The 14,119-nt window shown below is 61.4% G+C and carries 17 protein-coding genes; 9 read left to right on the forward strand and 8 right to left on the reverse strand.

Annotated elements, in window-relative coordinates; translation table 11 throughout:
- The 8 genes from AC1DYX_RS17995 to AC1DYX_RS18030 all read left to right on the forward strand — a co-directional run.
- A partial coding sequence (locus tag AC1DYX_RS17995) for a F0F1 ATP synthase subunit delta (protein WP_477261240.1) occupies window positions 1-397 on the forward strand: 397 nt, incomplete at its 5' end.
- A 75-nt stretch (window positions 398-472) separates the two neighbouring features.
- Window positions 473-2,008, forward strand: coding sequence for a F0F1 ATP synthase subunit alpha (gene atpA / locus AC1DYX_RS18000; protein WP_477261242.1), 1,536 nt, complete (start codon window positions 473-475; stop codon window positions 2,006-2,008).
- A 64-nt stretch (window positions 2,009-2,072) separates the two neighbouring features.
- The gene (atpG, locus tag AC1DYX_RS18005) at window positions 2,073-2,954 is read left to right on the forward strand and encodes a F0F1 ATP synthase subunit gamma (protein ID WP_477261244.1); all 882 of its coding nucleotides are present in this window, start codon (window positions 2,073-2,075) and stop codon (window positions 2,952-2,954) included.
- A gap of 54 nt (window positions 2,955-3,008) precedes the next feature.
- Window positions 3,009-4,412, forward strand: coding sequence for a F0F1 ATP synthase subunit beta (gene atpD / locus AC1DYX_RS18010; RefSeq protein ID WP_477261246.1), 1,404 nt, complete (start codon window positions 3,009-3,011; stop codon window positions 4,410-4,412).
- Window positions 4,413-4,437: 25 nt separating this feature from the next.
- A complete protein-coding gene (locus tag AC1DYX_RS18015; RefSeq protein ID WP_477261248.1) occupies window positions 4,438-4,863 on the forward strand; it encodes a F0F1 ATP synthase subunit epsilon in 426 nt (141 codons plus the stop codon).
- A 353-nt stretch (window positions 4,864-5,216) separates the two neighbouring features.
- Window positions 5,217-5,648, forward strand: coding sequence for a CoA-binding protein (locus AC1DYX_RS18020; protein ID WP_477261250.1), 432 nt, complete (start codon window positions 5,217-5,219; stop codon window positions 5,646-5,648).
- Window positions 5,645-6,481, forward strand: a complete 837-nt coding sequence (locus AC1DYX_RS18025) for a PPK2 family polyphosphate kinase (protein WP_477261252.1) — start codon at window positions 5,645-5,647, stop codon at window positions 6,479-6,481. Before AC1DYX_RS18020 ends, AC1DYX_RS18025 begins: the two co-directional genes overlap by 4 nt.
- A 63-nt stretch (window positions 6,482-6,544) precedes the next feature.
- Window positions 6,545-7,135, forward strand: a complete 591-nt coding sequence (locus AC1DYX_RS18030) for a glutathione peroxidase (RefSeq protein WP_477261254.1) — start codon at window positions 6,545-6,547, stop codon at window positions 7,133-7,135.
- A gap of 35 nt (window positions 7,136-7,170) precedes the next feature.
- Here AC1DYX_RS18030 and AC1DYX_RS18035 read toward each other — a convergent pair whose 3' ends face one another.
- The 6 genes from AC1DYX_RS18035 to AC1DYX_RS18060 all read right to left on the reverse strand — a co-directional run bounded on the left by AC1DYX_RS18035 (window position 7,171) and on the right by AC1DYX_RS18060 (window position 10,464).
- Complete coding sequence (locus AC1DYX_RS18035; RefSeq protein WP_477261256.1) at window positions 7,171-7,719, reverse strand: hypothetical protein; 549 nt, start codon at window positions 7,717-7,719, stop codon at window positions 7,171-7,173.
- Between the two features lie 212 nt (window positions 7,720-7,931).
- A complete protein-coding gene (locus tag AC1DYX_RS18040; RefSeq protein ID WP_477261258.1) occupies window positions 7,932-8,366 on the reverse strand; it encodes a hypothetical protein in 435 nt (144 codons plus the stop codon).
- 131 nt (window positions 8,367-8,497) lie between these two features.
- Window positions 8,498-8,989 carry a hypothetical protein gene (locus tag AC1DYX_RS18045; protein ID WP_477261260.1) on the reverse strand — a complete coding sequence of 164 codons (492 nt, stop codon included), beginning with the start codon at window positions 8,987-8,989 and terminating at the stop codon, window positions 8,498-8,500.
- A 73-nt stretch (window positions 8,990-9,062) separates the two neighbouring features.
- A complete protein-coding gene (locus AC1DYX_RS18050; protein WP_477261262.1) occupies window positions 9,063-9,365 on the reverse strand; it encodes a DUF5076 domain-containing protein in 303 nt (100 codons plus the stop codon).
- Between the two features lie 195 nt (window positions 9,366-9,560).
- Complete coding sequence (locus tag AC1DYX_RS18055; protein ID WP_477261264.1) at window positions 9,561-9,755, reverse strand: hypothetical protein; 195 nt, start codon at window positions 9,753-9,755, stop codon at window positions 9,561-9,563.
- Between the two features lie 112 nt (window positions 9,756-9,867).
- Window positions 9,868-10,464 carry a hypothetical protein gene (locus AC1DYX_RS18060; RefSeq protein ID WP_477261266.1) on the reverse strand — a complete coding sequence of 199 codons (597 nt, stop codon included), beginning with the start codon at window positions 10,462-10,464 and terminating at the stop codon, window positions 9,868-9,870.
- Window positions 10,465-10,774: 310 nt separating this feature from the next.
- Between AC1DYX_RS18060 and AC1DYX_RS18065 the strand changes: the two genes are divergently transcribed.
- Window positions 10,775-11,392 carry an OmpW/AlkL family protein gene (locus tag AC1DYX_RS18065; RefSeq protein WP_477261268.1) on the forward strand — a complete coding sequence of 206 codons (618 nt, stop codon included), beginning with the start codon at window positions 10,775-10,777 and terminating at the stop codon, window positions 11,390-11,392.
- A 106-nt stretch (window positions 11,393-11,498) separates the two neighbouring features.
- On the opposite strand, the gene AC1DYX_RS18070 is transcribed toward AC1DYX_RS18065, so the two are convergent.
- Window positions 11,499-13,358, reverse strand: a complete 1,860-nt coding sequence (locus AC1DYX_RS18070; RefSeq protein WP_477261270.1) for a chorismate-binding protein — start codon at window positions 13,356-13,358, stop codon at window positions 11,499-11,501.
- A 20-nt stretch (window positions 13,359-13,378) separates the two neighbouring features.
- Complete coding sequence (gene slmA / locus AC1DYX_RS18075) at window positions 13,379-13,957, reverse strand: nucleoid occlusion factor SlmA (protein ID WP_477261272.1); 579 nt, start codon at window positions 13,955-13,957, stop codon at window positions 13,379-13,381.
- Window positions 13,958-14,119 lie beyond the last annotated feature (162 nt).

The following is a 14,119-nucleotide window of genomic DNA, read 5'->3' on the forward strand; positions in this document are numbered from 1 at the left end:
TGCTGCCAATCCGAACGTCACGCAAGCACAGCTGGCCGATACGATTGCGTCCCTGGTCAAGTCGCCGCTGAGCCCTGAAGCGAAGAACTTTATTGCGATGCTGGCCGAGAACGGCCGCGTTGCCCTGCTGCCGGAAATCGGTGCCCAGTTCACTGTGCTCAAGAATGCACAGGAAGGCGCCGCCGACGCGACGATCTACAGCGCGTTCGACCTTTCGGCCGACCAGCTCAACCCGCTGGCCGCCACGCTGGAAAAGAAATTTGGTCGCAAGCTGAACCCCACGGTCGTAGTCGATCCGTCGCTGATCGGTGGTGTGCGCGTGGTCGTCGGCGATGAAGTGCTCGATACCTCGGTCCGCGCGAAGCTGCAGCAGATGCACAACGCGCTGGTGGCCTGAGAATCGTAAGACCAGCACCGTCGCCGCGTCCAGGGACTTGCCCTACGCATCAAGAAACTATTAGGAGTAGCACTCATGCAACTTAATTCGTCTGAAATCAGCGAACTGATCAAGAGCCGCATCCAGGGCCTCGAAGGTTCGGCTGATGTTCGTAACCAAGGCACGGTGATTTCCGTCGCCGACGGTATCTGCCGCATCCATGGTCTGTCGGACGTGATGCAGGGCGAGATGCTGGAATTTCCGGGCAACACCTTCGGTCTGGCCATGAACCTCGAGCGTGACTCGGTCGGTGCCGTGATCCTGGGTGCCTACGAGAACATCTCGGAAGGCGACACCGTCAAGACCACGGGCCGCATCCTGGAAGTGCCAATCGGTCCGGAACTGCGTGGCCGCGTCGTCAACGCCCTGGGCCAGCCGATCGACGGCAAGGGTCCGGTCGATGCCAAGCTGACCGCCCCGATCGAAAAGATCGCCCCGGGCGTGATCGCCCGCGAATCCGTGTCGCAGCCGCTGCAGACCGGTATCAAGTCGATCGACTCGATGGTGCCGATCGGCCGTGGCCAGCGCGAGCTGATCATCGGCGACCGCCAGACCGGTAAATCGGCTGTCGCAGTCGACGCGATCATCAACCAGAAGGGCCAGGGCGTCACCTGCGTGTACGTCGCGATCGGCCAGAAGGCATCGACCATCAAGAACATCGTGCGCTCGCTGGAAGAGCACGGCGCGATGGAATACACGATCGTCGTCGCCGCTTCGGCGTCGGAATCGGCTGCCATGCAGTACATCTCGGCCTACTCGGGCTGCGCGATGGGCGAATACTTCCGCGACCGCGGCGAAGACGCGCTGATCGTGTACGACGACCTGTCGAAGCAGGCCGTTGCCTACCGCCAGATCTCGCTGCTGCTGCGCCGTCCGCCGGGCCGCGAAGCTTACCCGGGCGACGTGTTCTACCTGCACAGCCGTCTGCTGGAGCGTGCCGCACGCGTCAACGCCGACTACGTCGAGAAGTTCACCAACGGCGCCGTCAAGGGCAAGACCGGTTCGCTGACCGCACTGCCGATCATCGAAACGCAGGCGGGCGACGTCTCGGCCTTCGTTCCGACCAACGTGATCTCGATTACCGACGGCCAGATCTTCCTGGAGACCTCGCTGTTCAACGCCGGTATCCGTCCGGCGATCAACGCGGGTATCTCGGTGTCGCGCGTCGGTGGCGCAGCCCAGACCAAGGTCATCAAGAGCCTGTCCGGCGGTATCCGTACCGACCTGGCACAGTACCGTGAGCTGGCCGCGTTCGCGCAGTTCGCATCGGACCTGGACGAGTCGACCCGCAAACAGCTGGACCGCGGTGCGCGCGTGACCGAACTGCTGAAGCAGAAGCAGTACTCGCCGCTGCCGATCTCGCTGATGGCCGCTTCGCTGTTCGCCGTCAACAAGGGCTACTTCGACAGCATCGAAGTCAAGCGCGTGCTGGATTTCGAAGCCGGTCTGCATGGCTTCCTGAAGTCGAGCCACAGCGCCCTGCTGTCGAAGATCGAAGAGACCAAGGCACTGGACAAGGACGGCGAAGCAGCGCTGGCCGCCGCCATCGCCGATTTCAAGAAGTCGTTCTAAGACCGGCTTATTGATGGATCTCGGGACGGGGAGTCATCTCCGTCCTCACAAGGAGTAAGGGCTCATGGCAGCAGGCAAAGAGATACGTGGCAAGATCAAGAGCGTAGAAAATACGAAGAAGATCACCAAGGCGATGGAAATGGTCGCCGCGTCCAAGATGCGCAAGGCGCAGGACCGGATGCGCGCCGCCCGTCCCTACAGCGAGAAGGTCCGTAACATCACGGCCAACCTCGCCACTGCGAACCCGGAGTACACCCACGCGTTCATGGCGCAAGCCAAGGACGTGCAGGCGAAAGCCGTCGGCTTCATCGTCGTCACGACCGACAAGGGTCTGTGCGGCGGCATGAACACCAACGTGCTGCGCCAGGTGACGCAGAAGTCCCGCGAGCTGGAAGCCGCGGGCAATCGCATTGAAGCCGTTGCAATCGGCAATAAAGGTCTGGGGTTCCTGAACCGCGTCGGCGTGAAGATCGTGTCGAGCGTAACCCAGATCGGCGACACCCCGCACCTGGACAAGCTGATCGGGCCGATCAAGGTCATGCTCGACGCTTACCAGGATGGCAAGCTGGACGCGGTGTACCTGTGCTACACCAAGTTCATCAACACCATGCGCCAGGAACCGGTCATCGAGCAGCTGCTTCCGCTGCCGGCCGCACACCTGCAGGCGGACAGCAGCGCCCACTCGTGGGACTACATCTACGAGCCGGACGCGCAAGTGGTGATCGACGAACTGCTGGTGCGCTACGTCGAGGCGTTGATTTACCAATCCGTCGCCGAAAACCTGGCGTCCGAGCAATCGGCGCGCATGGTGGCGATGAAGGCCGCGACCGACAACGCGGGCAACGTCATCGGCGAGCTGAAGCTGGTCTACAACAAGACCCGCCAGGCGGCGATTACCAAAGAACTCTCCGAGATCGTGTCGGGCGCAGCTGCAATCAGCAGCTGAGCGACGTAAGCGATCTCACGAAACGACATTAAAACTATATCTGAAGGAACGAAAATGGCTGATGGCAAAATCGTTCAGTGTATCGGCGCGGTGGTTGACGTGGAATTCCCGCGCGACGCCATGCCGAAGGTGTATGACGCACTGAAAATGGAAGGCTCCGAACTGACGCTGGAAGTGCAGCAGCAGCTGGGCGACGGCATCGTCCGCACCATCGCGCTGGGCAGCTCGGAAGGCCTGCGTCGCGGCATGACCATCCAGAACACCGGCAAACCGATCATGGTCCCGGTGGGTCCGGCCACGCTGGGCCGCATCATGGACGTGCTGGGCAACCCGATCGACGAGCGCGGTCCGGTCAGCCAGGAGCGCACCGCGTCGATCCACCGCACCGCCCCGCAGTACGACGAGCTGTCGCCGTCGCAAGACCTGCTGGAAACCGGCATCAAGGTGATCGACCTGGTCTGCCCGTTCGCCAAAGGCGGTAAGGTCGGCCTGTTCGGCGGCGCCGGCGTCGGCAAGACCGTGAACATGATGGAACTGATCAACAACATCGCTAAAGCGCACTCGGGTCTGTCCGTGTTCGCCGGCGTGGGTGAGCGTACCCGTGAAGGTAACGACTTCTACCACGAAATGGCCGATGCGAAGGTCGTCGATCTGGACAACCTGGGCAACTCGAAGGTCGCGATGGTCTACGGCCAGATGAACGAACCGCCGGGCAACCGTCTGCGCGTCGCGCTGACCGGCCTGACCATGGCGGAAGCGTTCCGTGACGAAGGCAAGGACGTTCTGTTCTTCGTCGACAACATCTACCGTTACACGCTGGCCGGTACCGAAGTGTCGGCACTGCTGGGCCGTATGCCGTCCGCCGTGGGCTACCAGCCGACCTTGGCCGAAGAAATGGGCCGCCTGCAAGAGCGCATCACGTCGACCAAGACCGGCTCGATCACCTCGATCCAGGCCGTGTACGTCCCTGCGGACGACTTGACCGACCCGTCGCCGGCAACCACCTTCGCCCACCTGGACTCGACCGTCGTTCTGTCGCGTGACATCGCCTCGCTGGGTATCTACCCGGCCGTGGACCCGCTGGACTCGACCTCGCGCCAGCTGGACCCGCTGGTCGTCGGCGACGAGCACTACAGCACCGCGCGCGCCGTGCAGGGCACCCTGCAGCGCTACAAGGAACTGCGTGACATCATCGCGATTCTGGGCATGGACGAACTGGCACCGGAAGACAAGCTGGTCGTCGCACGTGCACGCAAGATGCAGCGTTTCCTGTCGCAGCCGTTCCACGTCGCTGAAGTGTTCACCGGCGCACCGGGCAAGTACGTCTCGCTGAAAGACACGATCAAGGGCTTCAAGATGATCGCGTCGGGCGAGCTGGACCACCTGCCGGAGCAGGCGTTCTACATGGTCGGCACCATCGAAGAAGCGATCGAAAAGGCCAAGAAGCTGGCTGCCTGATCGCTAGCCTCTTCAAAGGACACTTATGGCAAATACCATTCACGTTGACGTCGTCTCGGCCGAAGAGCAGATCTTTTCGGGCGAAGCGGAATTCGTCGCGTTGCCGGGTGAAGCGGGTGAGCTGGGTATCTACCCGATGCACACCCCCTTGATCACGCGCATCCGCCCGGGTGCCGTGCGCATCAAGGTGCCGGGCCGCACCGACGAAGAGTTCGTGTTCGTTGCCGGCGGCATCCTGGAAGTCCAGCCGAAAGGCGTGACCGTCCTCGCCGACACCGCAATCCGCGGTGCCGACCTGGACGAAGCGAAAGCCCAGGACGCCAAGCGCAAGGCCGAAGAGCTGATGGTCAACAAGGAATCGGCAATCGACTACGCCAAGGCGCAAGCCGAACTGGCGGCGGCGGTCGCCCAGCTGGCGGCCATCGCTAAGCTGCGTCATAAAGGACGCTGATCGCTGGTTGTTCGAGCGGTCGACAAGGGGGCAGCCTGCGGGCTGCCCTTTTTATTTGCCCCGCCGCAGTCGTTGCCCGAGCTGGAAAATTCGGGGTCAGAGCACTTTTTGGATTAATAGCTCCTGCCCAAGAAAATTCGGGACATTGGCGCTCGTAGCCCGACAAGAACGACGATATCGATGCCGAACTTTCTTGGAAACCATTGTCGAAAAATGTGCTCTGACCCCGAATTTTTGCCGAAATGTGCTCTGCCCCCGAATTGTTGATACTGCACTCGCTTGCGCCGTCCGATGATATGAACCTGATAAGCTAGTGCCAACGACAAGACCACCACGAAACGAACAGGCCCAGCATGCGAACCATCGAACAAATCCTCCGCGCCGCCCGGACCGTGGCCGTCGTCGGGCTCTCGAACAAGCCCGAACGCGCCAGCCTGGAAGTGGCCACTTACCTGCAGCAGCAGGGTTACCGCATCATCCCCGTCAACCCGGCCTATGCCGGCCAGCAGATCCTCGGCGAGATCGTGTACGCGACGTTGCAGGAAGCGGCCGACGCGCTGGCCTCGTCGGGCACGCGCATCGACGTCGTCGACTGTTTCCGTAAAGCCGAGGAGATGCAGCCCATTGCGAAAGACGCCATCGATGTGCGCGCCGCCTGCCTATGGATGCAGCTCGGCATCGAGAACCAGGTCGCCGCCGACCTCGCCCGCGCGGCCGGCCTGGACGTGGTGATGAACCACTGCATGCTGATCGAGCACCGCAAGCTGGGGGAACAGGCCGCATGAGCATGCTGGAACGCTTCCGCGCACCGAAACAACTCGAGCTGCGCGACAAGGATGCCGGCGCCACCCCGCTGCGTGACGACAAGAAAGGCAAGCTCAAGAACGGTGAGATCAAGGAGCGCGAGCGAGCGCTTACTGTCGAGCTGACCGGGGAAATCGCGAAGCTGCAGGAAAAGCTGTACGCGGCGCGTGAACAAAAACTGTTGTTGATCCTGCAAGGCACGGACACGTCCGGCAAGGATGGCACCGTCCGCGCGTTGTTCTCGCAAATTAATCCGATGGGCTTGCACGCCACCGGCTTCGTCGCGCCGACCGACAAGGAAAAGGCGCATGACTTTCTCTGGCGCGTGCACGCGCGCGTGCCGGGCAAGGGCGAGATCGGCATCTTCAACCGCAGCCATTACGAGGACGTGATCGTGCCGCGCGTCGCCGGCGCGCTGGACGACGACGCCTGCGCGCGTCGCTACGGCCACATCCGCGACTTCGAGCGCATGCTGGCCGAGACGGGAACGACAGTCATGAAGGTTTTCCTGCACATCTCGAAGGATGAGCAGCGCGAGCGCCTGCAGGCACGGCTGGACGATCCGGAAAAGCACTGGAAGTTCGATCCGGCCGACCTGGCCGCGCGCGACAAATGGGACGTCTACCAGCGCACCTACGCCGACTTGATCAACGTGACCGATTGCGACCATGCGCCGTGGTACGTCGTGCCGGCGGATTCGAAGACGCACCGCAACCTCGTCATCGCCCATCTGTTGCTGGAGACGATGCAGGGCATGAAACTGGAATGGCCGGCACCGAAGGCGGATATGTCCAAGGTGAAGATCGCCGCCTGAACCTGCCTACCCGCGTCGATTGGCATAGAATAAAGATCCACCAACCCGTGCGATCTTCCGACCATGCTCAAGTCCACCGCTTTGCTGCTTTCCCTCGGCGCCGCCGTGACGTTTTCCACAACGACGCCAGCGCTGGCGCAGACGCCGGCCGTCCAGCCCGCGGCCCATCCGGCCAGCTGCCCGGCCGTCCTGAAGCACACGTTCAACCGCCTGCAGGACGAAGCGCCGCAGGACCTGTGCCAGTACGCCGGCAAGGTGGTGCTGGTGGTGAACACGGCCAGCTACTGCGGTTTCACCAGGCAGTACGAGGGCCTGGAAAAGCTGTACGCGAAATACGCGCCGCGCGGCCTTGTCGTGCTGGGCTTCCCGTCGAACGATTTCAAGCAGGAAGACGCCGACGCGAAGAAGATCGCCGACCTCTGCTACAACACGTACGGCGTGAAGTTCCCGATGTTCACCAGCACCGTCGTGACGGGCGCCAGTGCCAATCCGCTGTATTCGGAGCTGATCAAGGCCACCGGCAACCAGCCCAAGTGGAATTTCAATAAATACCTGATCGACCGCAACGGTAAAGTCATCGACTACTTCCCGAGCAAGGTGACGCCGGAAGACCCTACGCTGGTCGGCAAGATCGAGCAGGCGCTGGGAGGCTGAAGAGCGTCCGATTTGTCGTTTCTGCGACGCCTGCGTTAAAGCCGCAGCTGCACAAACATCACCGGTATGTGCCGTTGCTTCATCCTGTGCAATGCCCACGCCGAATACGCAAGCATGCCCGCCGCCAGACCATGCGCATTGCCACCGGCCTGCTCGAAGGCGTCGATGTCATTGCCCCGGTAACCATTGCGTCCAACGACGCGCGTGTAGTAAGTGACGACGTGCGCCACGTTCGAATACAGGTTCGTCGCGATGAAGCCTTGGCCGAAGGCTGAGCGCGCGCCGGCATTCATGTGCAGCAGCGCCTCGGCAGCCAGGTTGCTGGCCGCGAAGCCGGCGGCGTCCAGCGCGCGCTGTTTGGACGGACCGAGCGTGGATGGCAATACCCAGCTGGTTTCGCCGCACAGAAGCGCGCACTGGGATCCTGGCACATGGATGTGGATGTCGCTGGCGCCGACTCCGTGGGCGGCGAACGCATGCCCGGCTTCGTGCACGTAGATGTCGGCAAAGATGCCGGCGGCAGCGCCGGCCGCGTTCCCGAGGTCGCCGGCGGTGGCTTGCGACAGGAAGAGCAGTCCGCTCAACAGGACGGGAGCTCTGTGTACGCTATTTCTTTTGCTCGATCTGAAGCGTCCTGCCATATGAAAGTGAGCAATCATGCAGCGATGTAAGTACGTTATTTATCGTCCATATGTAGGACCGACCGCATTTGCTGAATTTGCAGTTGCCTGCTCTCGGCCTATTCTTGCGCTCCAATTCGGGCCGGTTGCGACCCAAAGCGGACGCCGTTAAAGCCTCAGAGAAAACAGATAGCACTCAAACAAATTCCTATGATCGTTGCCATTCCAGTAGTACACGCAGCCTGAAGAGGAGTGAGGTTGCTTTTGTGACGGCACCACAATGTAGCGACAAGGCCTCCAACTGCCGCGCCAAATAGCAAGCATAGGTAGAGAAGCCAGATCAAGCCATCGAGGTATGAGCGACTCAAAACCCATCTTTGAAACCCCAACAATAAAATTGCTAGGACAAAGGATAGCGCCCCAACTATTGCTGGTCGTGGTCGCAATGAAAAAATAGCCGCAACGACAGCAAGCTGAGTCCCCMAAAAAAAAGCAAAATTAGGGAGAAAAAACTCGGCTTTGGATGCCAACATCAATGAGACAGCGAAGCCGAACAATATCGCAACTTGTGAGACTGCCCGCTCTGGATTTGCAATCGTGACGAACTTCATGAGTTTCCTTATGTCCGCTCTTGGGCCGGTAGCAGACTATTACAGCCGTCTGCTAACGACCCAGCGCGGATGGGCAGAGGGCCTGTCGATCATCGTTTTGTCGATGAATCAATACGTATCCTTGCACCGTACTATTCGTCTATATGTGAGCGAAGGAACAAATGGGCCATCTTTGCCCTGTATTCGTCAACGTGTTGTTCCGCCCATTCAGGATTCGCGTATTTCACCACGTATGCTGTAAAAATTTGAGTCAGTATCTTTGCTTCCTGCTCTACCCGATTCGCGAGCGCAACGTAGGGAGCAAAGCCTTCAGCATCATTGTCCTCGGGGACTCCGTTTTCCTGCACCCAGCGGTGAATTAGTACGTGACGGTCTTCGACATATTTCGATAAACGCTCTTCTAAATCCGGATCAATGCGTTGGGCTGCGGATAGCGTTTTTAGAATGTTTCTTATTGGGACTTTGAACGCGCCTGCAGGAAGATAGCCGCCAGTCGTTTCGGCGTATCCTGGCTCAGTTTGCATCTTGTAAAACTCATATATTGGAACAAGCGCAGTCTCGAAGATTTGTGCGTAGAAGACTGCTCGTCCTATCGCCGTGTAAGCATTTTCCATATTCGCCATTGTAATCGGGCTCCGTGGCCGACAGCAGACCGACCTGGTCAATCCGCTTACGACCCGAAGCGGACGGAATAAATCAGACGAACCCGCCTTTTAGGTCAGACGAAGGTACAGTTACTTCCTCGTTAAACTTCGCGACGAGTTTGGCAAGGCTTTTGGTCTCATTCAGGTTGCTACCACTCTGCAGTGCCTTAGCGATGTGGCGCGCTGCATCTGCGAGAATGGTTCCCCATGCGATTTCCTCATCAATTCCCATCCCATCACGGTACATCCCGACTTTCAGCGAGCAATGCAGCTGGCCTGCAGCCACCCAGACCCGCAGCATTTCCACGGAGTTCGGGTCTTGCAAAGCTGCTTCCGGTACAGGACGTTCGTTCATGTTGAAATTCCGGTTTCACTTGTTGAGTAAGACGACTAGGTTTCCGCTTCTGGTCGATCTCGGCCGTTCCAGCCAGCATAGCATGTTGCCACCGCAGAAAAATCGCAGACTGTCACGAAAGGCAGCACCCGACCCAGAGTGGACTTACGCGAACTGAGGCATGAATGCGTCGAGCTACTACTTCACGAAACGGACCTAGCGGGTGATAGAAGAAGTCACAGGCGAGCCGGCACGCCAGCCATCACCGAAACCGTGGGCGAAGTCGCTCCAGGTGCCCGAAGCAAGCCATAAAAAGGCGGCAACCGTAAGCAGCACGCGGTTGTGTTTCTTGAAGCCGATGGTTAAGAGGGCAGCGCCTGCAACCAAGAAGAACAGAGTGATGACTGACATTATTACCTATGATTTTTACCGTGTTTGAATTGTGGAACGTCCTGCTCGCGCTTGATAAAAGTCTGTTGCGACCGTCCGCTTCTGGCCGAACCCGGCCGTTCAACGGTAGTGGTCAGGCCTCGGGCGATATAAAGCCTAGAATGACGAAAACCCAGAAAACCAGGCCTAGTGCGATCCATACGTAATTGGCATTTGTGAGTCGGCTGTTGCTTGCGCCATCGGGATCGCCACAGCCAACATTGATCATGTGCTGTGCACTAAGCAGCAGGCCAAGCAGAGGCGCCACGATCAGTAGTGAGGCGACGTCGGTGTAGGGTGAGCCGATGGAACGAGCGCTCAAGCGGTCAAGCACGTTCGCTGCGATCATGAACAGCACCAGTTGCGTTGCCAGCGATTCGTTATTCCATTCGGCCAGCGCCTCCTTGTCACGGCCATAGGCCTTGATTTCGCGGAACAGGGCGTGGGTAAAGAAGATCGAGAAGATCCCGCGCGCCACCGGCCAGATCGATCGATCGACATTGAACTTATCGGAGCTGCAGTTTTTGTAATTGCTCCAATTCTTATAGAACCAGTAGACGCCGTACAGGCCAAAAGTCGCTAAATACAGTATTGCCAGCTTCTTTCGGGAGACGACGTAGAAAGTAGGTGCGATAAACGCGACGTCATCGTCGCTCCGGCTTTCGGTCAGTGTTTGGCTGCTATCGATCATTGACGTGTTCCAAAGTGATGTCGCCGGGGCCATGAAGTACCCGGGTGCCCGGTTCAGCATCATGCGAGCCTCTGCCCTTGACTGAACCCGACCATTCTGCCCAGCATAGCACGTTGCCGAACTGCAAAGCTCACGGACTGTCACGACAGGCGGCTCTCGACCCATACCGGCCCGTCAGCTTTTGCTGAAGCTGTCGTTTCCGCAATAACCATCACACCGTCATGGTTATTTTGATGCACATCAACGATTTTGTTGGGGTGCATCAATAGACTGATCTTCGCTGAACAACAACACGAAGAAAGGTCTCACCATGAAGAAGTCGATGCTGAAACTGATGTTCGCCGCCCTCGGTCTCGTCGGGGCCGCCGTGCCTGCACTGGCGCAGGATTCGCCGTGGCTGGTACGTGTGCGTGCGGTGCATCTCGACCCGGCCGACAAGTCCGATCCCGTGGGCGGCACCGGCGCCAGCGACCGCCTGCACGTCAGTTCGAAATGGATCCCCGATGTCGATATCTCATATTTCTTTACCCCGAATTGGGCCGCGGAACTGCTCCTCACGGTGCCGCAAAAGCATGACGTCACGCTGGACGGCCAGCGCATCGGCAGCTTCAAGCACCTGCCGCCCACGCTGCTGGCGCAATACCACTTCCTGCCGGGCGCGCAGATCGACCCGTACGTCGGCGCCGGCATCAATTACACGCTGATCTCCAGGGTCGACATCCTGAACGGCGCTGGTCGCCTCGAACACGACAGCATCGGCGCCGCGCTGCAGGCCGGCGTCGACTTCCGCATCGACAACAAGTGGTCGGTCAATCTCGACGTCAAGAAAATACAGATCCGCAGCGACGTCGACATCAACGGCGCGCATGCCAGCCGCGTCAAGGTTGATCCGCTGCTGCTCGGCGTCGGCGTCGGCTACCGGTTCTGATCCGGCTGCAGCAACGAACCCCGCTGCCTCCAAAAGCGTGTCGGCCTTCCCGGACCGGTTTTTGGCCGGCCCCGCCGGCCCTTTTTATTTGCGCACTATTTCCGCACTATTTGAGCACGGCGGCGCGCAACGGCCCGCGCAGGGCGTTACAGACGACGATTTCCTGCGCGCGCGAAAGACTGTCGCGCGTGAGCGGGCATTCGATCGCGTTCCAGGCCGGATCGTCCAGCAGCACGCCGCGCATCACGCCGGGCAGGACGCCGGACGACAGCGGCGGCGTGTACCAGCGGCCGCCGATGCGCACGAACACGTTGCTGCGTCCGCCCTCGGTCAGTTCGCCGCGCTCGTTGAAGAACAGCGTATCGAACGCGCCCACGCTTTCCGCCGCGCGCCAGGCGGCGTCGTAGCGGCTGCGGATGCTCGTCTTGTGGCGCAGGAAGATGTCGTGCGCGTGCGTCGGTGCGTCCGCCAGCAGTACCTGCACCGGTTCCGCCAGCGGTGCCAGCGCGCCGGTCTGCACGACGAGCTCGCCGTCCGGCCGCAAGGCGAGGCGCACGCGGTGCGGCGTGTCGTCCGGCAGTGCGGCGCAGGCCTGCAGCGCCGCGCTGCGTGCCATGTCCGGATTGAATGGATGGCCGAAATACGCGGCCGATGCCCGCAGGCGCGCGAGATGGCGTTCCAGGTGGCGGCATCCGTCGGTACGCGTGGCGTAGATGGTCTCGAAGATCTCGAAGTCGTTCGGCAGCCCCGTGAGGAAGCCTGCCTTGAGCCGGCATTCGGCGTATTCCGCGCCGGCGTCGCTGTCGTACACGATCCCTGCGCCCACGCCCAGTTCGCCGTGCCGCACGCCGTTCTGTTCCGGCTGCAGGGTCAGCGTGCGGATCGGAACCGCCAGGCAGAAGTCGCCGAACCGGGCCTGCTGCAGCGTGCCGAACCCGCTGCCCGCCGGCGGATCGATCCAGCCGATCGCGCCCGTGTAGATGCCGCGCGCGGCCGGTTCCAGTTCACGGATGATTTCCATCGTGCGGCGCTTGGGCGCGCCGGTGATCGAGCCGCAGGGATACAAAGCCTCGAAGATGGCCTGCAGCGACGTGCCCGGCGCGAGCTGGGCCTGCACGGTTGACGTCATCTGCAGCACGCTGCTGTAGCGCTTCACGTCGAACAGTGCCGGCACGCCCACGCTGCCGGTGCGCGCGATGCGTCCCAGGTCGTTGCGCAGCAGGTCGACGATCATGAGGTTCTCGGCGCGGTTCTTCGGGTCGGCGGCGAGTTGCTGGGCGCGCACCGCGTTGGCGACGTCGTCGTCCGGATCCGCCGGCGCCGTGCCCTTCATCGGGCGCGCCAGCAGGCGGCCGGCGTCGTGGCGCACGAACAGTTCCGGCGACAGCGACAGCACGGCGCGTCCGTCCGGCAGCGCGACGAGGGCGCCGTACGGCACCGGCTGGCGCGCGCGCAGGCGCGCGTACAGCGCGCAGGCGGAGCCGAAGGCCTCGAAGCGGACGCGGTAGGTGTAATTGACCTGGTACGTATCGCCGGCCGCGATGTAGTCGCGGATGCGCCCGATCGCCTGCGCGAACGCGGCTTCGTCGACGTTCGCGCGCACGGCGCCGATGCCGGCCGGGCCGTCGCTGCCGCCTTCTTGCGCGATGCGCGCCGCCAGCCAGGCGTCGACCTGGTCCGCGTCCAGCATGGCATAGCGCTCGAACAGCAGCACCTGGGCCAGCGGCGCGTGCAGCTCGCGTGCGGGCGCGATGCCGAGCAGTTGCTCGCCCAGTTCATAGGTCAGCACCGGCACGGCGTGCAGGCCGTTCGCGAGGGCGTCCTGCAGGCCGTCCAGCAGGCGCGGCCAGTCGGCGACGTGCTGGCAGGCCAGCACGCCCGCATAGCCCTCGTACAGGCGCGAGCGTGCCTGCAGATGGCCTTCCTGGCTGGCGTCGTCGAGCAGGGCGAATACGGGGGCGTCCATGGCGCTCGTGGCGATCGATATCAGGCGGCGAGCAGCAAAGCCAGCTGCAGCGGGCTGTTCTCGGTCGGATGCTGGCGGAAGCCGCTCTTGGCGTAGCGGTGCCAGCGGCCGGTCACGTAGGCGACGAGCATCGCGGCGCGCGCGGCCACGTCTTCCTCGCGTCCGTGGCCCTGGGTGGCGGCCACGCGCAGCGCCTGCTTGAACGCCAGCTCGACCTTGTCGTAGAACTGGTTCATGCGCAGCACGAGGCGCTCGTCCTCGCCGACGAGGGCGTCGCCGATCAGCACGCGCGTCATGCCCGGATTGTTGGCGGCGAACGACAGCAGGATCTGCAGCATCGCATGGGCCTGCGCGACGCCGTTTTCCTCGCGTTCCGCAACCTGGTTGAACAAGGTGAACACGCTCGCCTCGATGAATTCGATCAGGCCCTCGAACATTTGCGCCTTGCTGGCGAAATGGCGATACAGTGCCGCTTCCGATACCGACAGCCTGGCGGCCAGCGCCGCCGTCGTGATCTTCTCGCCCTTCGGTTGTTCGAGCATGGCCGCGAGGGCCTGGAGGATCTGCTGTTTGCGTTGGCCCGGCTTGGTACTTGCCATGTTGTCAGTCGTTCTCGGTACGTAGTTATCGATGTGCGAGCCTGCGCAGGTGCGCGGGCAGCCGAAGAACGGATTTTACTTTGACATCGACGTAACCGGGGCGTTTGACCATCTTCGGCAGGGGGGCKTTGCCGATCGGATCGCTGTAGCGCAGGTATTGCG

It is taken from the genome of Massilia sp. P2_C2, from assembly GCF_056404615.1.